The sequence below is a fragment of the Peribacillus sp. CSMR9 genome (assembly GCF_033141925.1).
In the GTDB taxonomy this organism is placed as follows: domain Bacteria; phylum Bacillota; class Bacilli; order Bacillales; family DSM-1321; genus Peribacillus; species Peribacillus simplex_A.
Map to the genome: position 1 here is coordinate 49,559 of NZ_JAOPHO010000002.1, position 20,034 is coordinate 69,592.

Genomic DNA, 20,034 nt, shown 5'->3' on the forward strand with positions numbered 1-20,034 from the left:
TTCTGATTTTTTACAATAGTTAATCGATAAATCATCCTCTAACAAATAAAAACAGCCTGTACATGTGAAATGTACAGGCTGTTTTCATGCGCCGTTCCCAATAATTTCGACTTTCTCGACGAACTCCATTTTACGCAATTTAGTAAGCAGTTCATCAATATCCATCGTCATCCCACCCGTGTTCAGAGATAGGGTAACATTGGCACGACCCTGCAAAGGAATCGTTTGGTGGATAGTCATGATGTTGCAACCGGATGAGGCGACGAGCCGTAAGAGCTCCGATAGAGTACCAGAACGATCCTCGAGGTAGAAGAACAGTGTAATCAGCTTTTCTTTAACAACAGTATGAAACGGAAATACCGTGTCACGGTATTTGTAAAAAGCACTCCTGCTTAGGTCCACTCGCTGTACCGCTTCCCAAACTGATTCTGCTTTTCCCCGTTCAATCATTTCTTTTGCATCCAGCGTTTTTTTCATCGCTTCGGGAAGGACATCCTCCCGAACGAGGAAAAATTTCTGATCGGCCTTATTCAAACTCCGCACGCCTCCTTTTGCCTGCCATCATGGTCTTCAATCAATCAACAAATTCAAATTCATATTCAAGGATACGGACGATATCGCCATTTGTTGCACCTTTTTGACGAAGGCCTTCGTCGACTCCGAATGAACGAAGCTGTCTAGCGAAACGACGTATGGACTCATCACGGGTAAAGTCAGTCATTTTGAATAGACGTTCGATCTTGAATCCTGATACGGCAAAGCTGCCATCGGATTCGCGTTCAATGTTAAATTCATCCGACTGTGATGTATGTTTATAAAGAACCCGGTGGATTCCAGTATTCTCTTCTTCATGATCAAGTGGGAACTCAGGCGTTTCTTCGATTTTATCAGCAATTGCATAAAGAAGCTCACGGATTCCTTCACGCGTTACGGCAGAAATCGGGAAAACAGGATAGTCTTCTTCCAGCTTTTCTTTGAATGCTGCTAAATTATCTGCTGAGTCCGGCATATCCATTTTACTTGCTACAATGATTTGCGGACGTTCAGTCAAGCGCAGGTTATACTCTTCCAACTCTTTATTGATTGTTTGGTAGTCTTCATATGGATCCCTGCCTTCAAGACCCGACATATCGATTACATGAACGATTACTCTCGTTCTTTCAATATGGCGCAGGAATTGATGTCCAAGGCCCACTCCTTCTGAAGCGCCTTCGATCAAACCCGGTAAATCGGCCATGACGAAGCTGCGGTGATCTTCCGTTTCCACCATTCCGAGGTTAGGAACGATCGTTGTGAAATGATATTCGGCAATTTTAGGTCTTGCTGCGGATACGACAGAAAGCAAAGTGGATTTCCCTACACTTGGGAAACCAACCAAACCGACATCAGCCAACAGTTTCAATTCCATGATTATATCGCGCTCTTGGCCCGGTTCACCGTTCTCCGCGATTTCAGGTGCAGGATTGGCAGGTGTAGCAAAACGGGAATTTCCCCGGCCTCCACGGCCACCCTTTGCGATAATGGCGCGCTGCCCGTGCTCAACTAAATCAGCAATGACTTCCTTCGTTTTTTCATCAATGACAACCGTGCCTGGTGGAACTTTGATGACCATATCCTTTGCGGCCGCACCATGCATGTTTTTGGACATGCCATGTTCCCCGCGGGGTGCCTTAAAGTGACGTTGATAACGGAAATCCATTAACGTACGCAAGCCCTCTTCCACTTCAAAAACGACATTTGCCCCATTACCGCCATCTCCGCCGGCAGGTCCGCCTTTTGGTATGAATTTCTCACGACGATAAGCAACTATTCCGTTACCACCGTCTCCGCCTTTTATATAGACTTTCGTTTGATCGACAAACATGCTATCACTTCCTTGTTTTCTGCAAGTCATTTCTTGCTGTATACTTCTCTAAAAGTTAATATCCATCTTAAAAAATATTTCATCCTCATTACATTCGAGAATTTCAATTGATTGCTCGGCCGTTAATGAACTTTCCAAAAACTCCCTCACTGCGGATTGATCAATGAACCTGCCTTGCATATGAAATGCACAGCGCATATCGCTCACTTCTTTTTCTTTTTTACTCATAGAAACAGCTAGTATATTTTCAAAAAACGGGTCCAGATTCTTATCCAGAGTTTTAAAGAAATCGTTCGTCCAGCGATACATCAGCTCGTCCATTTCAGCAGAGCCTTCAAAAATATCAATGATTTCATATTCGCAATAAAATGAGCCATTATTCCAATTCGACGTCAACAACATCTCGGTGAACTTAGGTAAATTCAAACTGGAGAGGCGTGCTTCATTCTGGGTTTCAACAATGATTTCATCAATGATGCCCTTGACACGATCTATTCTGTTCAGCTCCAGATTCCCTTTGATGATTTGAATTTTATTCAGCCAGTCATGCCTGGTTTGACGAAGAGTTTCAATAGTCGTCCAATTTTTTTCCATTATAAACACCTTCAATTATGATAAAGAAACTTTTTTCAGCTCTATCATGTTGAATACTTCCATTTGTACAGTATATCAAAAAAACGACAAACAGGAAATGAAGCTCGATTCACATGCCTTCACATGAAAGCCCCCGTCCAAAAAATACAGCCGCACACCCTGAGTTCTTTGGACGATGGTAGAGCCATTTGAACTAAAAAAGAGAATGGGCCTTATTTATGCACCAATTGGAGATATTATAGTTGAATTGGACTGTCTATTCGGTTTAATCAAATGGGAAGGATGAGTAACCTTGGATTTTCCCCCCTGAAAGTTTAAGAAAGCCCGCCGATTGGCGAGCCTTTTGTAAGTCAGAGGTTGTTTTCCTTATACTAATGACTAAAGTCTCCTGCAAAATGCTGGTTATTAATCGTTCCTATAGTATAAATAAAGGGCCAGACCCCTTCTTCACTATATAGCATACCATTATTAAAAATGACGCGGTATATAGTGTCTCGTAGAAGGAATCAGACCCTTTTGAGTCAGCCTCTGTTCAAAGATGCCAATTATGCTTCTTGTGCAACTGGATATACGCTTACTTTTTTACGGTCACGTCCGAAACGTTCGAATTTAACAACACCGTCTACTTTAGCGTATAGAGTATCGTCTCCACCACGGCCTACGTTCTCACCAGGATAGATTTTTGTTCCGCGTTGACGGTAAAGGATAGAACCACCAGATACGAATTGACCATCTGCACGCTTAGCGCCAAGACGCTTAGATTGAGAGTCACGTCCGTTCTTTGTAGAACCTACTCCTTTTTTCGAAGCGAAGAACTGAAGATTTAATCTTAACATTTGTTCCACCTCCTATTGGTTGAGGATAATTTTCATGTATTTACCATAATCACGTTCGATGGTTTGCAGCGATATGAGCATACTGTTCAAAAGCAGCTGGACCTTCTCTTCCGATTCCGGCGAAAGATTCCCCGGAATGACGCAGCGAAGATAGCCGCCTTCCCTACCTTGCTCAATCTCAGGCTCTACGTCCGTTAAGGACATGATCGCATTGACTGCCCCAAAGGAAACAGCCGATACACCTGCACAAACGATATCAGAACCTTTTTTAGCAAAATTAGCATGTCCGCTTAAGGTGAACGAAGTAATCCGTTCCTGCGGAGCATCAAAGACAACTTTAATCATCTAGAATCAGCCCTTACGCGTTGATTGCTTCGATAACAACTTTTGTGTATGGTTGACGATGACCTTGTTTTTTACGATTGTTTTTCTTCGCTTTGTATTTGAAAACAGTGATTTTCTTTTGCTTACCTTGTTTTTCGACAGTACCTGTTACAGTAGCGCCTTCAACTAGTGGAGCACCGACTTTCACGTCTTCGCCACCTACGAATAAAACTTTGTCAAATGTAACAGTTTCGCCTGCTTCTGCGTTTAATTTTTCAATGTAAACCGCTTCGCCAGCTGCTACTTTAATTTGTTTACCGCCAGTTTCGATAATTGCGTACATACTTGCACCTCCTTAAATGTCTCAGACTCGCCAATCACAGGCGTTTTACCAGAAAGGCAAAAGCTTAGGACCTGTTGTTGAGCGGTTGTAGCACGGGTGCTACAAACATAACATTAAAATCCTAACATGAAACCGGAATGGCTGTCAATATATTTGTGAGATTTACCCTTTCTTCATTCGAAAGCCCGCCCGATTTCCTGTATGCTCCCGAAGCGCTTGATGGAATAGGCATTCCTGGGACCTGGGATAAAAGATAGGAATAACTTTTTAGCGATCAATTCCTCCAGTGTCTGCCGGTATGATTCCTTTTCACCAAGCAGCACGTCCGCCACCGTTTTACTGACCTCCACCCAAACCGCTTCATCATCCGTCTTCCGATGTTCAAGCAATTCACGTTCCAAGCGGAAGGCCACCGTTTCCGGGCTCTCGATTTTACCGATACCACTGCACACGGGGCAAGGCACCGTCATCATTTCAGTTAAAGATGGGGATGTTCGCTTTCTCGTCATTTGTAAAATGCCCAGTTCCGTAAAACCGATGACCTGGACCCGCTTCTCATCCCTCGCCGCTTCCTTTTTGACGATGTCGATGATTTCTTGCGCATGTCGTGATTGGTCCATATTGATGAAATCTATCAAAATGATTCCGCTGATATTCCTCAATCTCAGTTGACGGGCGACCTCTTTCGCCGCAGCCTGATTCACCGCAAACAATGTTGCTTCCTTCGCCACCTTACCGGTGAACTTACCTGAATTGACATCGATTACGGTGAAAGCTTCCGTTTCTTCAAAAATTAAATATCCGCCATTATCAAGCCAGACGATTTTCTTGGCCATTTTCTCGACTTGCGCTTCCACATTCCATTCAGAAAAAATATTCTTACCAGATACATGGGATATTTCCCACTCCTTACGGTTTTCCTGCACCCATTTTTTCAATTCCTGATAGGCCTCAAAATCATCGATGGCAAGTTCTCCGGCAGCCGTTCCCGACATTTCAGAAATGATCATATCAAGGTATGTGTCCCTCTCATATAGAAGGGACGGGGCCTTGAGGGACGCAGCTTTAATTTCAAGTCCTTTATAGAGCTCCCGCAATATAGTTAACCTATCCAGGAAGACCGTTTCACTTTCGTTCTCCATCGAGGTGCGGACAATCAATCCCTCATCTGGCTTTTTATATTGTAAGGCCGTTTCCCGCCACTGCTTATGCAAATCATCATTTTTGAATTTCTTTGAAACGCCAACATAATCTATTCCATGTATGTATACGAGGGAATCCGTTGAAAACTCGATCAGCCCTGTCAATTTAGCACCTTTCGTACCCGTTTCATCCCGGGCCACCTGAACTAGCAGCTTTTCTCCTTGACGGACATATTGACCGATTGATGCTTTCCCATCGCTTTTTTTTGTCAGCTGGTAAGAGGGAATCTCGTCACGGTGTAAAAAGCCATTCTTCTCTGCACCGTAATCAATGAAGACGGCATCCATACCCGGTAACACCTTCGTCACTTTCCCAAGATAAATATTACCGACCGTACTGCGCTTTTGAGGCGGCATGATTTCAAGTTTACGTAAAACACCATTCTCAAGTACGGCCACTCTTTTTTCGCGTGAAGCTAGGTTCGCGATCATCTTTTTCATCAAAAAAATCCTCTCCTCAATTTGAAGAAAGGATAACATATTTAATAAGAATATAATAGGTCGCCGATTTTCCCGTTTGTCATTTTCTCGGAAAAATAGGCATGAAGGATTTCCGTTTCATCCAACGAACCGCTTTCTTTCCCGTTTTTCATGATGATGACGGGGTGTTTACATCCGCGTTGGAACAGTTCCAGCACTTTATAAATCGGTTCTTGTGAATCCACCGAAATCGGCTTCAGTTTCGCCAAATCATTCGTATGCCCGTAATGGCGCTGCAAAAGAAAGCGGATAAACGCATAATACCGCTGCCGCCATTCCATGACGAGCGACAGACTTATGAAAAAGATGATGAGCCAGATGTTCAAATTGAGCGGATCAAGAATGAGCCAGGTCAAAAAAGCCAGGACAGCGAATGCTGCAGAGAAATGAAGTGTATGTTTCTGCGCTTCAAGAAAGGTACAGTATAGGGAAACACCGATGAAGAGCAGCCGTCCCCCGTCCAATGGCCAGATTGGCAGCAAATTAAAAACCAGCAGCATAAGATTCATATACAAAAAGGGCTGATACAGTTCATAGGAAATAATAGAAAAGAAATAGAGCAAAAAGGCTGCACCAATGAGCCAAACATGTTGAAGCGGACCGGCGAGCACCACCGCCAAATCCTCCTTCAAACTCTTATTTCCATACTCCTCAGTCTCGACAGCCCCACCAAAAGGAAGCAGCTGGATTGACTTTATCCGCCATTTGAAGTGCTGGGCACAGACGGCATGCCCCATCTCATGAATGAAGACAATGAGCAGCAGCATCATCACTTCAACGAAATGAGCAGTGAGGATGGCGATGCCAATGACAAACCACAATGTCGGATGCACCCTGATTTTAAACAGTAATTTCCCATATTCACTCAAATCGAATCACCTTTTTAGGATTGACGAAAGCGTCATTTTCTTTTATCGCTAAATAAAACCTGCCCTTGGATCCATCTTCACTTACTGTAACCTGTCCGACTTCATTGCCCTTTTTAACGAACTCGTACAACTTCACATCAATACCTTCCAGCTGCCCATACCAAGATTCACTTTTATTGGCATGCTGAATGACGACCGTCTTTCCAATCCCCTCCTTTTCACCGGCAAAAATGACTACCCCTTCATTAACGGCCTCAACCTTTGAGCCTTTGCTCGTTTCCAATATGATTCCCTCACCGTTCGTCTCGAAGGTTTGGGTAATCTTCGCAGAAGCTGGCATTGCATATTCTTCATTCGAATCAACAGTTTCCTTACCTGCTTCATTCGGTAAAAAAGCAATTGGTTTACCAAACGCACTTTCGTACCAATTGGAGATTGAAGCGAACTGAAATTCCTTGCTCATGTTCTCCGTGACAAAACTTCTGGCAGGGTCAAGCCGCACAGAAGGGTGTTTGAACATCACCGCGATAATCAGGAACAGGCATACACTGGCAAGGACTTTAAAGAAAAAATATTCTTTCTTGAAGAGCGGATGATCTTTCTCGGAATACCCGTTAAATGAATCAACCCCATATGGTTCCTCATTATTGATCTCCGTCCAACTACTGCTTCCTGCCGGTTTATCATTAAACTTACGTCTCTTGGCGATACGATTGCGGATATCTTTCCTCCGATCATCCATTCCAGATTCTCCCCCCTGTTCATGTCAAAGCGCTATATTACAACGTATGAGCAACTTGTCCTGACTATGACGGAGAAAAGTTTTTCTTTCCGGACATGCCCAGGATTTATAAAGCGAAAAAAATTTTTTGAAGGAAAAATCCACCGGAAACTAATGAATTCCTCAGGCAATTTGGGCATCGATTCAGATAATCGAATAATTGAGGAAAAAATCCAATTGATATTGTTCCCATTAATTTGTTATAATAAAGTGGTTTTAACATTATTGAGGGGGAACGTTTTTTTATGTCAATCGAAATAGGCAGCAAAGTACAAGGTAAAGTAACAGGTATCACTAATTTTGGAGCATTCGTAGAATTACCAGGAGGCTCAACAGGTCTTGTGCATATCAGTGAGGTAGCAGATAGCTATGTAAAAGACGTAAATGACCATCTTAAAGTAGGCGACCAAATTGAAGTAAAAGTGATTAGTGAGAAAGACGGAAAAACTGCCTTGTCCATCAAAAAGGCTATAGATAAACCCGAAGGGCAAACCTCTTCTTATACCAAACGCCCACCACGCCAAGGGGATAGCCGTTCTAAAGATTTTCGTTCAAAAGGTAATTTCCAACCAAAGGAAAATTTCGAAGATAAAATGGTTCGCTTTTTAAAGACTAGTGAAGAAAATTTATCGACTCTTAAACGCAGCACCGAATCAAAACGCGGCGGCAGAGGCGGAAGACGCGGATAACCCGCACATTCCAGCATATAGATAAGGCAAGCCAGGATATGGCTTGCCTTTTTTATTTATTATGATGGGAATACCCAATAGTTCCATGCAGCAAAAGAAGCGAATGCATAAAATGCTCCCGCTTCTTAATATGGAATATAGAATTTACCGCACGCTAAAGAATTTTTTCAATTTGGACATGAAGCCTTTCGGTTCTGCGCCAATTGGAGTCAAGGGTACAGATTCGCCAAGGATCCTTCTGGCAATGTTCCGATAGGCAAGTGAGACTCTATTGTCCGGGTTATAGGCAATGGGTTCCTTTTTATTCGCTGCCACAATGACTTGGTCATCATCAGGAATGACGCCGATCAAATCAATTTTAAGAAAATCGGCAACTCCATCGATATCCATTTCTTCATCCTCATGAAGTAAATGGCCGCGTATCCGGTTGATGATCAATTGAGGCGGTTCAATATGCTCTTCTTTTTCAAGCAGGCCAATAATACGGTCTGCATCCCTGACAGCCGGTCTCTCTGCAGTCGTAACGATGATTGCCTTATCCGCCCCAGCGATGGCATTCCTGAAGCCCTGTTCAATGCCTGCAGGGCAATCAATGATGACATAATCATAATCAGGCTTCATATCGCTTATGAGTTTCCTCATCTGCTCTTCATTCACCGCTGATTTATCACTATTTTGTGGAGCTGGAAGCAAATACAGCAGATCCTCGAAATGTTTATCTTTAATAAGCGCTTGGTGTACCTTACAGCGCCCCTCTACAACATCGACCAAATCATAGATGATGCGATTTTCCAATCCCATGATCACATCCAGGTTCCGAAGACCAATATCCGTATCAATCAAGCAAACCTTTTTGCCTAGAAGAGCTAAAGATGTTCCTAAATTGGCGGAGGTGGTCGTTTTCCCGACACCACCCTTACCGGATGTTATAACTATTGCCTCTCCCACGATTAGAGACCCCCTTCTAATCTATTTAAATTAGGTCTATATTTCTTTAAAACTTGCAGTTTTTCTATAATGATATTTTCTTCTTCATCCATGAAGGCACATTCCAAGTCATGTCCCCATTTCGTATATTGGTCAGGAGATAAATTCACTTGTCCAGCAATGCGCAGCTGGGCAGGCTTCATGACAGAGGCAGCTATTATGGCCTCATTATTCCCTTTATATCCGGCATGGGCTATTCCCTTTAGCTGACCCATGATATATATGTTGCCGCCCGCACGAACCGTTCCGTCGGGGTTGACATCGCCAATTAGAAGTAAATCACCAGGGACTTCAAAAACCTGTCCCGACCTGATCACCTTGGTCACGGTCGTCACTTGGTTTTCATCTTTCCAGCGTCTCGCTTCTTCCTTCGTCAGGACATTCGAAATCATCTCATCAACGAAAAGCTTCTTCTTTTTATGGATGACCTCTTTAATCTTTTCTTCTTGTTTTTCATCAAGATAGCGGTTCCCTGTATGTACTTTTACGGAAATGGACGGGTCATTTTCTTGAAACTGATAGTTTGCCGAAAGCTTCACTTCTAACTCTTTCAATAACTCGGAAAATGAGCAAGAATCATCGAGATGAAGCATAAACCCGTCTTTTGTTCCCTTAATCATGACATTTTGCTGAATTCTTTTATTCATGACGTTAGTTTCACCTCAATGAAATATAATTCGACATAGGAAAACAAATTTCCTTTTTCTACGTACACGGAAAAGAGAAAATACATTCTCGACCTGCTTTGTAAGACACAGGAACGTTAATCCGTTTCTCCTTGCAAATCAAGCTTTTCAAACATTCTTTTTAAAGGATAGCAGCTGATAATAATGAATGCGAGGTTCAATAATAATGTCGGCAGCAATCTGCGTTCCGCAAATTCACCGAATCCCATATCTGCAAAAGAAAGGATGACATTCATCTGAAAGATGACAACCTCTAAAACTGCCGTGAACAAAAGCGCCGTCAGGCAGGAAACCAATAAACTATTTTGCAGGATTTTCATGCATTTCGATATCAGATATGCAAGAAAAGGCAGCAGGAACATGTAAATCCCCAGGATTTCCGTATACACGACATCATAAGTCAACCCAAGAATCGCTCCATAAAGCATACCCATTTTCCTGGATCCGTACATGGTCAGGAAAAAGACGAAAATCATCATGAAATGGGGAACGAGGATTTTATCGGACCCGAATGCATCACCAGCGAATATCTGGGCGAAGATGCTTTCAAAAACGAAAAAAACCAAGGCTATAAAAGAAAGGATGAAATATCTCACTTAGCTTCATCCTCCCCACCACTTTCTTTCGGTACACCGCCCACTTCACGCTGAACGACCATTACATTATTAATATCATAAAAATCCGTCGAAGGTTCAATATATGCGGTTTGGTTCAATCCATATTGATCCACTTTGACATCGACAACTTTCCCGATCAGCAAACCTTTCGGAAATATCCCTCCATAACCTGAAGTGATGACCAATGAATTTTTCTTGATTTTTTTATCATAAGGTATCCGTTTCATCAGTAAAAGGTTCTTCTTATCATCGAAGCCTTCAATCAAGCCATATGCTTTATCATCACCTTGAACGATGGCAGAGACACGGTTGGCTTTATCGATCGAACTTAAGAGTTGAACCGAAGCCGTGAAATCCGTCGCTGTTTTCACCTTACCGACTAACCCTTTGGAGGTGATGACAGCCATATTTTTTTCTACCCCATTACGCTTCCCTTTATTAATCGTCAGCATTTCATGCCAGCGGTCAGGATTACGTCCAATGACCGTCGCCTGAGTGGGTGAATACTTCCGCAGGTCATCTTCTTTTTTGAGGTTATCGCGAAGGTCTTCATTTTCTTGTTTTAAATCTTGGACTTGGGTTTTCAATAATACATATTCATCCAAGCGGGCTTTCAATTTTTTGTTTTCATCGTATGTATTTTGAAGGTCTTTTAAGCCCCCTACAAAACCTGTTATACCCGATACTGGCTTATTAAACACATTTCCGACCCAGCCTGTCGTATCTTTCAGGAATTGCTCCGGCCATGTCAACTCTTCTCTCTCTCTTAATGAAAAACCGATCAATGCCACGAGAACGATAATACTAACGAGCAAGAGAAGGAGCTTTTTATTAAAAAACTGTGGCATGATAATTGCACCTCTATATCTAAAATATATAAAATCTAAAATCATCTAAAATTTACACAATCGTCTTGTTCATACAGACCAAAAAAACAGCTATAAATGATTATAATTAAACAGATAAACATAAGAAAAACCGGCTCAAAATTGCACCTTTTGTTGAGCCGGCCCTATTTGAGAAGTAATGCTTATCGCGAATCTCTTGATTTAGTCTTGAACAAATGAATGTGGTCCAATGCTTTACCCGTTCCGATTGCAACACAATCCAGCGGATTTTCAGCGATGATCACCGGCATTTGCGTTTCTTCACTGATGACTTTATCCAAATTGCGCAGCAAAGCACCCCCGCCTGTCAGCACAATGCCTCTGTCCATGATGTCAGCTGCTAATTCAGGTGGTGTTTTCTCTAGAGTGTTTTTCACGGAATCCACAATTGCAGAAACTGTGTCGCTTAATGCCTTGGATATTTCCTCAGCTGTAATTTCGATCGTTTTCGGTAGTCCAGTCAATAGGTCACGGCCGCGAATTTCCATGTTATCTACGCCTTCCGTGTCTCCAGCAGAACCAATTTCCATTTTGATGGCCTCAGCAGTACGCTCACCGATCATCAAATTGTAGTTCTTACGGATGTAAACGATAATGGCATCATCCATTTCATCACCGGCAATACGGATGGATTGGCTTGTTACGATTCCGCCAAGGGAAATGATCGCCACCTCCGTTGTTCCACCGCCAATATCAACGACCATGCTGCCTGTAGGCTCCCAAACAGGAAGGTCAGCCCCGATCGCTGCTGCAAACGGTTCTTCGATAGGATATGCATCACGGGCTCCAGCTTGTCTAGCTGCATCGATGACTGCGCGCTGCTCAACTGCCGTAATTCCGGAAGGCACACAAATCATGACATATGGCTTATTACCGAATACGCCCTTCTTTTGAGCTTCCTTCATATAGTACTTCATCATGGTAGCCGTCGTTTCATAATCGGCAATCACTCCATCCTTCATAGGACGAAGGGCAACCACGTTACCAGGTGTACGGCCGATCATGTTTTTCGCATCGTTTCCGACTGCAACGATTTGCTTTGTATCTGTTTGCACAGCTACAACCGATGGTTCACGTACTGCGATTCCTCTTCCTTTCACATATACAAGCGTATTCGCCGTTCCTAAATCAATCCCTATATCTCTAGCGCCAATTCCAAACATTATGGTATCTCCCTTTCGTAAACAAAAATGCCTTTTATAAGTTCAAATAATAATTTGTCGTTTTTTGACAATAAGAGTTTTGAAAAAGTTTCCTCTTTTAAAAATCATAAACAATATTATATCGTATCGTCAAAAATTTTGATAGTGTCATAAATAACCTTTTTCCTTCAAACTAACATATTTATGTTCCCCGATAATGATATGGTCCAATACTTCAATCCCGATTATTTTACCACATTCGACTAATCTTTTCGTCACTTCAATATCTTCTCTGCTGGGAGAGGGGTCTCCGGAGGGGTGGTTATGAAGACAGATGATAGAGGCAGCGGACCTTCTGAAAGCTTCTTTAAAAACCTCACGCGGATGAACGATTGAGGCATTGAGGCTACCGATGAAGACCGTAGTTTTTTGAAGCACTTGATTTTTCGTATTTAAATAGAGACAGACAAAATGTTCCTGTGACAAAAACCGCATTTCTTCCATGCAATAATTGGCTCCATCTTCAGGAGATCGAATCACATAACGGTCTTGATCATTCAATTTGTTAATCCTCCTGCCAAGTTCGACAGAGGCCAGTATTTGAATCGCTTTCGCTTCACCAATCCCTTTAATCACCGTCAGTTCTTCCACTGAGGCTTCTTTTAGCAGACGCAGGCCCTTGAAGGAATTGATGAGCCTGCCCGATAGTTGCAGAACGGATTCTTCCTTTGATCCCGTCCTCAATAACAGAGCAAGCAATTCTTGATTGGATAGACTTTGCGGTCCGTCCTGCAGAAACCTTTCGCGCGGCCTCTCTTCTTTCGGGTAATCCCGAATCAACATTTTTGATCCACCCTTTCTTGGAAAAGGGAGATGCCAGAGGGAATCGTTTATGCTAAGTCTGCCTGCATCGCTTTAAGTTCACGGGCCAGTCTTGAGACCGGAAGCCCGACGACAGAGAAATAGTCCCCTTTGATTTGTTTGACGAGAAGAGATCCATATCCTTGAATCCCATAGCCGCCAGCTTTGTCAAAAGGTTCCCCGCTATCCAGATAACGTTCGATTTCAGCTTCTGGCAGCTCCCAAAATGTCACTTCCGTCTTTTCTGCGAATACTCTGCGATGCTCGCCGAATAGGATGGCGACACCTGTGTATACTTCGTGTGTCCGTCCTGATAACATCTCCAGCATTCTTTTTCCATCTGCCCGGCTTGCCGGCTTCCCCAATATCTCACCATCAAGGACAACAACGGTATCCGAGCCGATTACCCAGTTTTCCTGAAATTTCGCCGCGATGGCTTCCGCTTTACGGGAGGCCAGGTCTTTCACCGCAGCATCCGGACACATGTTTTCATCAATACTTTCATCGACATTGGAATTCATGCTTTCAAAGGGGATTTGAAGAAATTGTAGAAGTTCTTTACGACGTGGTGATGAAGAAGCTAAAATCAATGGCTGCATAATTAAAAAGTCACCTTTCTTTACTAGGGAGATACATATCTATCCTATCAAATAATGGTCCAATCCACAATTATTGTTTACTAGGAATCGACAAATGCCCGAAAGTATTTCCCGGAAAATAAAAAAAGGTGTCAGCAGATAGTTTCATATTGGGAGCCTGTCCCATTAGGTAGCTCCCCTTTTCTTTACTTAACTTTATATATTTTGGTAATTCAATAAAAAATCAAGAAGACTTTCTTGAGCCTGAAATAGCTTTTCTTCGTTTAGGGAAGTCTCATATTCGTTAATCGACTTTGCCGCAGCCGTCAGGTCATCGTACATTTTTGAAAACTTCGGTGATAATTGCCCTCCCTTCAGTTCATCCAGGTTTTTTTTCAGGGTTTCTTCGTTTACCGTCCCTTCCTTTCCGCGAAGCTTTGTTGCAGATATTTCTGCCAATGATGTATATACTGCCTTCATCTTGTCAAGGGTTTTCTCTTCTTCCTGGCTTGTCCCAGCCGCTTCAAAATTGATTTCCTTCCAATATACGTCTACATCATAAGACTTTAAGAATAAGGCCAGCTCCTTACTTGCAGTGAGACTCTCTGCCGATCCCAGGAATAAATAATAGCTGTCTTCCAATTTGAAAATTTCAGCTGGAACCTGCTTTTCCATGATTTTCTTTTGGATTTGCCTTGCCGCATCCTCGCTGCTGAATACACCACCCTGTACAAGAAACGTCTTTAGCTGGGTTCCTGGTTCATTTGCTACCGCTTTTTTATCTTCAACAGTGGCTCCCTTTGGAATCGAGGTCCCGACCGAAGAAACTGCGGCTTTTTCCTTTGTAATCGTTTTAACGGCGATCAAGCCAAGAATCGATCCAAAAAACACTGCACACATGACAGCGATCATGAATGCCTTGATCGGTCTATTATCCGGGCTTTTCAGCGAACTAGTCCCAAAACCGATTAGCTTCGGCATTTTCTTCTTTGGCGGTGAGGGAATCAATACAATCTTGTTTTCATTTGAATCCTCAGGGAGTATCCATTCGAAACTCTCATCTGGCTGTTCCAGCTCCTCACTCGCCGCCTCTTGGCTTTCCATCTTATTTTTATCCGCAAATACTTTTTCTTCCCCATTTATTTTAATCGTGACGCCTTTGCTTTTTTCCGTCTTGCCCAATTTTTTTCCTCCCCTCCAGATCATTTTTTTCATCCTAACATAGAGGCAAAAAAAAATAACAAGACTTTTGTCGTCTTGTCATTAATAGGTTTCGTCAAATTTCCCTATTCATATCGAGTTAAACAAAAAGGAACTTCAAGGCACTGGTGCTTCTGGTCCATGAACCGTTTAATAACGCCATACACCAATTACATATATACCTCTTCCATGTCATCTTCACTTGAAGCCAAATGGGGATAGTTCCCTACTCCTCATTGTTCAGGTGTTTTTTGACAAATTACTCTTGAACTGGGATGGTCCTTTAAGCTCATCTTAGAAAAGTTACATACCAATGTAAAAGGGAATCGCCCCAAAAATAAGCAGTCAAAGTCCCCAAAACGATATATGGCCCGAAAGGAATCAGTGTTTTCTTTTTTAGAACCCCGGTTAGCAACCCGATGATTCCAAGGAATGCACCATAAAAGCACGCAAAAAGAAACGATAGCAGGACCATCTTCATTCCCAGTACAAAGCCAATCACTGCAAATAGTTTGATATCACCGCCCCCCATGCCCCCCTTACTCACCACAGCGATTAATAGCAGCAGGCTAAAGCCAATCGCTGCCCCGACAATTGAATCCCACCATGGTGACAGCGGAAATGAAACTCTTAGAACCGTAAAAATCGCCATAAAGAAAAGCAGTATTTTATCAGGAATGAGCATATAGGCTACATCAGACACGAAGATGATCATAAATAATGAAATCAATGTCCAGCAAACCCAGAGTTCGTCCGACCAGCCAAGAAATATGGGAGCTGAGGCAAATAAAACACCGGTCAGCATTTCCACTGACGGATAGAGGGGGGAAATCCTTGCTTTACAGCCCAGGCATTTTCCGTATTGCATCATATAAGAAATAACCGGTATCAACTCGAAGAATGTCAATGTACGCCCACAAGAAGGGCAAGCAGAGCGCCGATTCGCAAATGAATTACCCGCTGGAACACTTAAACCGACGACGTTAAAGAATGAGCCTAAAATTAAGCCCAAGACGAAGAGATAGATATGGATAGCCATCATTTATACAAAGTGCACGAGGATTCGATTGCTTTTCTTTGAAACCCTAATATAAAAGTCCCTTCCGCTATATAATAATCACTTGGTTTCTTCATGATTTTTCATTCCTCCCGTCATTTTAATAAGTAGATCCTACTATTCATCAGTCATATAGAATCAATATATAAACATATTTTAACAAATATACTTGGTGAATTGTTATCAATCACTCTATTAGAGTTTTTTCTTTTCAAGAGACTCTGTTAACAAGAGAAAAGGACCTTTGAAAAGATCCTTTTCCAGACTGTAGACAAACTCTCGATGAAAATAGAGCTTGTCTACCAGTTTTTTAGGGGTTTGTGCAATTGGAACGTAGGGCACTCCCTTTGCGCCTGCGGGGTCTCCCATGGACTCGCTTTTCTAAGCAGGAGTCTCGTACACCCGCTCCAATCAACTTTGTTTTAACTTATAGATAGAGCCCTTTTGCCTAAAGTCTTTATTGTTTTAAAATAGACTTAATAAAACTTGAGGTGATGAGGATGCATCCTATTAAGCGTGATCAACTTGAAATGATTACTTTAACAACTGGTGCCTGTGAACCATTTGGTTCGTAAAATTGAAGCTAACACTTTCATTTATGATTTGTTGAAAGATTTGTATTCAGAGATAGGACGCCCAAGTATTGATCTAGACTTTCATTCAATATAACTTCGGTATTCGTTCAATGCGTAAAACAATTGAAGAAGTTGAAACAAATATGGCTTACCGTTGGTTCTTAGGCTTTGGTTTCCATGATAAAGTGCCTCATTTCTCAACATTCGGGAAAAATAATTAGTCCGGTAAAGGCACATCCCTTTAGGCATCTTCTCTGATTAGGAATTCCCTCACAAGTGAAAGGAAATGAAGGGAACCTGTGATGACAAGAGCCTCTTTTCCCCCTGTTTTCCGTCTGCCTTCCCTTATCGCCGCCTGCCAATCCTTGTTTATACTTTTATTTTCATGACTGCATTTTTCATAAAGCGTGTGCGCATCCGCCGCCCGTTCGTGGAAGAATTCAGTAATGATGATTTCCATCGCTTCCGTTTCCAGTCCACGAAGCATCTGGGAATAATTTTTATCTTTAAATGAGCTGAATATGAACCGGTACTTATATTCAGGGTAATGCACTTTTAGCGTTTCCATCAATACGTCGATGCCGGCAGGATTATGTGCACCATCAATGATCACCAACGGCTCATCCGATATTTTTTCAAAACGTCCATCCCATTTCGCTTCCCCTATTCCTTTAAGGATGCTTTTTTCATCGATATTTTCCATTCCTAATAGGACAGCAGCAATGGCCAGCGCCGCATTTTCCATTTGATGACGGCCTAACATCTGCATTTCCACATTTTCGATGGACCTGTCTCCAAGCGAAAAGGAGAAACTTTGCCCACATTCACTTTGCTTTACATTGCCTACATGAAAGTCTTTACCTAATTGGTAATAAGGCACGCCTACTGAAGACGCTTTTTCTTCGATTACTTTTGCTGGTTCCCAAGCGGTGACTCCGCTGATGATCGGCGCCCCGCTTTTAATAATGCCCGCCTTCTCTGAAGCAATTTCCCCAAGTGTGTTACCCAGGATATTCGTATGTTCCAAAGAAATCGAGGTAATGATCGAAAGAAACGGCTGGATGACATTCGTTGTATCGAGCCTGCCTCCCAGTCCGGTTTCCATTAAAACCAAATCCACTTCCTTTTTGCTGAAATAAGAAAATGCCATTGCAGTCAATATTTCAAACTGAGTAGGTCCATTCCCCTTACTGTCCATCTCTTGGATGAACGGCTGCAGCTCCCGGAATGTGGCGATAAAATCCTTATCACTGATTTCGTCCGCATTTATCTTCAGCTGTTCATTCAACCGTATTAAATAAGGTGAAGTGAAGGACGCGACACGTACCCCTTCAGCTAGAAGGATTTCTTTCATATATTGCAAGGTAGATCCTTTCCCGTTTGATCCTGCAATGTGAATATACTTAAGCGCCTTATGTGGGTCACCTAAGTTAGTTAATAATGTTTCCATCCTTGATAAGCCAAAATTCATACCCAATTGAACTTGGCGCCGTTCAAAAAAATGATTGATTTCCTTCATGGTTGTTACCATTATCGTTGAGCCTCCTCTTTCTTTATACCGCTCTTATGCGTTAATATTATTTTATCAATATATGAACGATTAACCTAGATGAAAGGTAGTGTTTTAAAATGAAACCTTCAGATCTTCACTGTTGGATCGTCGTTAACGGCTATTTACAGCATGATAAGTTTTCCAATTTAGCTTTGTTCATTAAGGAGGCGGCTGAAAGGAAAGAAATCATGGCAACCCTTATCCGTAATTCAGATCTGATACCCATAATTGAAAAAGGAGTGCCTCTAATTAAAGGAGCCTTTGATAAGCTGCCTGATTTTGTTCTGTTCATGGATAAAGACATTCATTTGGCACGCCATTTGGAATTGCTCGGCATCCCCGTATATAACGGCAGTACAGCGATCGATATTTGTGACAGTAAAGCAAAAACACATCAAGCATTGGCCGGGCATGGCATACCGATGCCGAAAACCTTGTTTCCCCCCTTTACGTACGAAGGTATCGAAAGGGTCAATATGGATGCCTTTAAACTAATCGGCATTGAACTTGGGTATCCACTTATCGTTAAGGAAGCATACGGTTCTTTTGGGGAACAAGTATATTTGATCCAAACAGAGGATGAGTTATTTAAGACGATCCGTAATCTTGGCCACAAGCCATTTATCATTCAGGAATTCATCGAACACAGTAAAGGGCGGGATATTCGTGTTAATGTCGTCGGCAATCGAGTCATAGCAGCGATGCAACGCCATTCCGAGCACGACTTCCGAGCTAATATGACTGCTGGGGGCCAGGCTGCCCCCTATACACCCACCACGGAAGAAGCACAACTTGCCATCAAATGTGCGGAGATTCTAGGTGCCGACTTCGCCGGCGTCGATTTGCTGTTCGGTGAAGAGGGACCGCTTTTATGCGAAGTGAATTCGAATTCTCATTTACTGAATATTTATGAATGTACAGGCATCAACATCGCTGATAGCATGTTCGATTATATCCTGAACAAATTAGGAAAAGGAAGTGCATCTGATGAAAAAGCAAGCGGGTTGGTTGATTTATAACCGTGAGGATGCCATAAATAATAAAGGATACATAGATTGGATGCTTGGCGAAGCCAGTAAGCTTGATCTTGATTTACACTTTCTCCATCGGGAGGACCTTAGGATCGGCCACCGTTTCAACGAATTGTACGTGGAACATGAGATGAAGCCAATTTCATTGCCTGACTTTGCTATCGTCCGGACCATCGATCCCTTTTTTACTAGGCAACTGGAGCAACTGGGGATTGCCTGCTTTAACTCCTCATCCGTATCCGAAATCGCGAATGACAAAGCAAAGACGCATCAATATTTGTCCTCGCTGGGTATACCAATGGCCGATACCGTTTACTGCAACGGAAGACCAAATGCCGAGGATATGGAGTTCCCTTTCATCGCTAAAGAAACACGTGGCCGTGGCGGGAAACAAGTTTATTTAATCGAGGATGCCGATGATTTGGCCGAACTGAATGACGGAAATTGGATTGTCCAAAAACCTGGTTTATTCGGCAGGGATATCCGTGTCTTTGTAGTTGGTAAAAAAGTGAAGGCTGCTGTACTTAGGGAATCCGCTTCAAGTTTCAAGGCAAATTACACGCTAGGGGGATCGGCTTCGTTATATGAGCTGACCGCATCCGATTTAACCCTTGTAGAAAGAGTAATCGAGGCATTTGATTTTGGCCTGGTCGGAATCGATTTCATATTTGCCGAAGATGGCAGCCTCATGCTCAACGAAATCGAGGATGTCGTCGGCAGCCGGACATTAAGTGCACTAAGCGACATGAATATCGTACGGGATTACCTCAAATTCATAAAAGAAAGAATATCCTCCCAACGGAACATTTGATTTTGGGAATGGCATCAATTGCGTTAAATACAAAAGGATGAACCGGCATATAGCTGGTTCATCCTTTT

22 protein-coding genes, 1 pseudogene and 1 other annotated feature are annotated in these 20,034 nt (G+C 42.6%); of the genes and pseudogenes, 4 read left to right on the top strand and 19 right to left on the bottom strand.

From position 1 onward, the window contains the following. Positions 1 to 84: 84 nt before the first annotated feature. The 9 genes from N9I19_RS02070 to N9I19_RS02110 form a co-directional block, all read right to left on the bottom strand. Positions 85 to 534, bottom strand: a complete 450-nt coding sequence (locus N9I19_RS02070; protein ID WP_061464241.1) for an ACT domain-containing protein — start codon at positions 532 to 534, stop codon at positions 85 to 87. Positions 535 to 574: 40 nt separating this feature from the next. After that, positions 575 to 1,864 carry a GTPase ObgE gene (gene obgE, locus N9I19_RS02075; RefSeq protein WP_061464242.1) on the bottom strand — a complete coding sequence of 430 codons (1,290 nt, stop codon included), beginning with the start codon at positions 1,862 to 1,864 and terminating at the stop codon, positions 575 to 577. 48 nt (positions 1,865 to 1,912) lie between these two features. Next, positions 1,913 to 2,458 (bottom strand): Spo0B C-terminal domain-containing protein, encoded by a 546-nt coding sequence (locus N9I19_RS02080; protein WP_284470106.1) that lies wholly within the window; start codon positions 2,456 to 2,458, stop codon positions 1,913 to 1,915. Positions 2,459 to 3,003: 545 nt separating this feature from the next. Next, positions 3,004 to 3,294, bottom strand: coding sequence for a 50S ribosomal protein L27 (rpmA, locus tag N9I19_RS02085; protein WP_034308845.1), 291 nt, complete (start codon positions 3,292 to 3,294; stop codon positions 3,004 to 3,006). A gap of 12 nt (positions 3,295 to 3,306) precedes the next feature. Then, positions 3,307 to 3,639, bottom strand: a complete 333-nt coding sequence (locus N9I19_RS02090) for a ribosomal-processing cysteine protease Prp (RefSeq protein ID WP_061464244.1) — start codon at positions 3,637 to 3,639, stop codon at positions 3,307 to 3,309. A gap of 13 nt (positions 3,640 to 3,652) precedes the next feature. After that, a complete protein-coding gene (gene rplU, locus N9I19_RS02095) occupies positions 3,653 to 3,961 on the bottom strand; it encodes a 50S ribosomal protein L21 (RefSeq protein ID WP_034308849.1) in 309 nt (102 codons plus the stop codon). A 13-nt stretch (positions 3,962 to 3,974) separates the two neighbouring features. Continuing rightward, positions 3,975 to 4,058: a sequence feature (ribosomal protein L21 leader region), on the bottom strand. 76 nt (positions 4,059 to 4,134) lie between these two features. Beyond that, positions 4,135 to 5,604, bottom strand: coding sequence for an Rne/Rng family ribonuclease (locus N9I19_RS02100; RefSeq protein WP_317776866.1), 1,470 nt, complete (start codon positions 5,602 to 5,604; stop codon positions 4,135 to 4,137). A gap of 41 nt (positions 5,605 to 5,645) precedes the next feature. After that, positions 5,646 to 6,512, bottom strand: coding sequence for a M50 family metallopeptidase (locus N9I19_RS02105; RefSeq protein WP_061464246.1), 867 nt, complete (start codon positions 6,510 to 6,512; stop codon positions 5,646 to 5,648). Next, entirely contained in the window at positions 6,505 to 7,254 is a 750-nt protein-coding gene (locus tag N9I19_RS02110) for a M23 family metallopeptidase (protein WP_089361657.1), read from the bottom strand. Before N9I19_RS02110 ends, N9I19_RS02105 begins: the two co-directional genes overlap by 8 nt. 284 nt (positions 7,255 to 7,538) lie before the next feature. Between N9I19_RS02110 and N9I19_RS02115 the strand changes: the two genes are divergently transcribed. After that, positions 7,539 to 7,982: a S1 domain-containing RNA-binding protein gene (locus N9I19_RS02115; RefSeq protein ID WP_053347157.1), complete on the top strand. Its 444-nt coding sequence runs from the start codon at positions 7,539 to 7,541 to the stop codon at positions 7,980 to 7,982. A 144-nt stretch (positions 7,983 to 8,126) separates the two neighbouring features. Here the strand turns inward: N9I19_RS02115 and minD are convergent, their stop codons facing one another. From minD to N9I19_RS02160, 9 genes are all read right to left on the bottom strand, one after another. Further along, positions 8,127 to 8,930, bottom strand: coding sequence for a septum site-determining protein MinD (minD, locus tag N9I19_RS02120; protein ID WP_317776867.1), 804 nt, complete (start codon positions 8,928 to 8,930; stop codon positions 8,127 to 8,129). 2 nt (positions 8,931 to 8,932) lie between these two features. Then, positions 8,933 to 9,616, bottom strand: coding sequence for a septum site-determining protein MinC (gene minC, locus N9I19_RS02125; RefSeq protein WP_089361660.1), 684 nt, complete (start codon positions 9,614 to 9,616; stop codon positions 8,933 to 8,935). A gap of 116 nt (positions 9,617 to 9,732) precedes the next feature. After that, positions 9,733 to 10,251, bottom strand: a complete 519-nt coding sequence (mreD, locus tag N9I19_RS02130; protein ID WP_284470102.1) for a rod shape-determining protein MreD — start codon at positions 10,249 to 10,251, stop codon at positions 9,733 to 9,735. Next, positions 10,248 to 11,120: a rod shape-determining protein MreC gene (mreC, locus tag N9I19_RS02135; protein ID WP_317776868.1), complete on the bottom strand. Its 873-nt coding sequence runs from the start codon at positions 11,118 to 11,120 to the stop codon at positions 10,248 to 10,250. Before mreC ends, mreD begins: the two co-directional genes overlap by 4 nt. Positions 11,121 to 11,302: 182 nt before the next feature. After that, positions 11,303 to 12,322 carry a rod shape-determining protein gene (locus tag N9I19_RS02140; protein WP_061464254.1) on the bottom strand — a complete coding sequence of 340 codons (1,020 nt, stop codon included), beginning with the start codon at positions 12,320 to 12,322 and terminating at the stop codon, positions 11,303 to 11,305. Between the two features lie 147 nt (positions 12,323 to 12,469). Then, positions 12,470 to 13,144, bottom strand: coding sequence for a RadC family protein (radC, locus tag N9I19_RS02145; RefSeq protein ID WP_089361663.1), 675 nt, complete (start codon positions 13,142 to 13,144; stop codon positions 12,470 to 12,472). A gap of 47 nt (positions 13,145 to 13,191) precedes the next feature. After that, positions 13,192 to 13,761 (bottom strand): Maf family protein, encoded by a 570-nt coding sequence (locus N9I19_RS02150; RefSeq protein ID WP_089361664.1) that lies wholly within the window; start codon positions 13,759 to 13,761, stop codon positions 13,192 to 13,194. Between the two features lie 195 nt (positions 13,762 to 13,956). Next, positions 13,957 to 14,922, bottom strand: coding sequence for a hypothetical protein (locus N9I19_RS02155; protein WP_317776869.1), 966 nt, complete (start codon positions 14,920 to 14,922; stop codon positions 13,957 to 13,959). Positions 14,923 to 15,229: 307 nt separating this feature from the next. After that, complete coding sequence (locus N9I19_RS02160) at positions 15,230 to 15,982, bottom strand: prepilin peptidase (protein WP_289319952.1); 753 nt, start codon at positions 15,980 to 15,982, stop codon at positions 15,230 to 15,232. A gap of 509 nt (positions 15,983 to 16,491) precedes the next feature. On the opposite strand from N9I19_RS02160, the pseudogene N9I19_RS02165 reads away from it, so the two are divergent. Next, positions 16,492 to 16,787 (top strand): annotated as a pseudogene (locus tag N9I19_RS02165) (transposase); the annotation flags it as partial. A 26-nt stretch (positions 16,788 to 16,813) separates the two neighbouring features. Here the strand turns inward: N9I19_RS02165 and N9I19_RS02170 are convergent. Then, complete coding sequence (locus tag N9I19_RS02170) at positions 16,814 to 18,103, bottom strand: bifunctional folylpolyglutamate synthase/dihydrofolate synthase (RefSeq protein WP_284470098.1); 1,290 nt, start codon at positions 18,101 to 18,103, stop codon at positions 16,814 to 16,816. Between the two features lie 98 nt (positions 18,104 to 18,201). Between N9I19_RS02170 and N9I19_RS02175 the strand changes: the two genes are divergently transcribed. Then, complete coding sequence (locus N9I19_RS02175) at positions 18,202 to 19,143, top strand: ATP-grasp domain-containing protein (RefSeq protein ID WP_317776870.1); 942 nt, start codon at positions 18,202 to 18,204, stop codon at positions 19,141 to 19,143. Next, a complete protein-coding gene (locus N9I19_RS02180) occupies positions 19,112 to 19,966 on the top strand; it encodes an ATP-grasp domain-containing protein (protein WP_317776871.1) in 855 nt (284 codons plus the stop codon). Before N9I19_RS02175 ends, N9I19_RS02180 begins: the two co-directional genes overlap by 32 nt. Positions 19,967 to 20,034: the final 68 nt, after the last annotated feature.

Bases quoted from the DNA above. Each gene is read 5' to 3' on its own strand.
- N9I19_RS02100 (WP_317776866.1), bottom strand. From the start codon at position 5,604: ATGAAAAAGATGATCGCGAACCTAGCTTCACGCGAAAAAAGAGTGGCC.
- radC (WP_089361663.1), bottom strand. From the start codon at position 13,144: ATGTTGATTCGGGATTACCCGAAAGAAGAGAGGCCGCGCGAAAGGTTT.
- N9I19_RS02150 (WP_089361664.1), bottom strand. From the start codon at position 13,761: ATGCAGCCATTGATTTTAGCTTCTTCATCACCACGTCGTAAAGAACTT.
- N9I19_RS02140 (WP_061464254.1), bottom strand. From the start codon at position 12,322: ATGTTTGGAATTGGCGCTAGAGATATAGGGATTGATTTAGGAACGGCG.
- N9I19_RS02170 (WP_284470098.1), bottom strand. From the start codon at position 18,103: ATGGTAACAACCATGAAGGAAATCAATCATTTTTTTGAACGGCGCCAA.
- N9I19_RS02160 (WP_289319952.1), bottom strand. From the start codon at position 15,982: ATGATGGCTATCCATATCTATCTCTTCGTCTTGGGCTTAATTTTAGGC.
- N9I19_RS02110 (WP_089361657.1), bottom strand. From the start codon at position 7,254: ATGGATGATCGGAGGAAAGATATCCGCAATCGTATCGCCAAGAGACGT.
- mreC (WP_317776868.1), bottom strand. From the start codon at position 11,120: ATGCCACAGTTTTTTAATAAAAAGCTCCTTCTCTTGCTCGTTAGTATT.
- N9I19_RS02090 (WP_061464244.1), bottom strand. From the start codon at position 3,639: ATGATTAAAGTTGTCTTTGATGCTCCGCAGGAACGGATTACTTCGTTC.
- N9I19_RS02080 (WP_284470106.1), bottom strand. From the start codon at position 2,458: ATGGAAAAAAATTGGACGACTATTGAAACTCTTCGTCAAACCAGGCAT.
- minC (WP_089361660.1), bottom strand. From the start codon at position 9,616: ATGAATAAAAGAATTCAGCAAAATGTCATGATTAAGGGAACAAAAGAC.
- rpmA (WP_034308845.1), bottom strand. From the start codon at position 3,294: ATGTTAAGATTAAATCTTCAGTTCTTCGCTTCGAAAAAAGGAGTAGGT.
- N9I19_RS02180 (WP_317776871.1), top strand. From the start codon at position 19,112: ATGAAAAAGCAAGCGGGTTGGTTGATTTATAACCGTGAGGATGCCATA.
- rplU (WP_034308849.1), bottom strand. From the start codon at position 3,961: ATGTACGCAATTATCGAAACTGGCGGTAAACAAATTAAAGTAGCAGCT.
- obgE (WP_061464242.1), bottom strand. From the start codon at position 1,864: ATGTTTGTCGATCAAACGAAAGTCTATATAAAAGGCGGAGACGGTGGT.
- N9I19_RS02175 (WP_317776870.1), top strand. From the start codon at position 18,202: ATGAAACCTTCAGATCTTCACTGTTGGATCGTCGTTAACGGCTATTTA.
- N9I19_RS02115 (WP_053347157.1), top strand. From the start codon at position 7,539: ATGTCAATCGAAATAGGCAGCAAAGTACAAGGTAAAGTAACAGGTATC.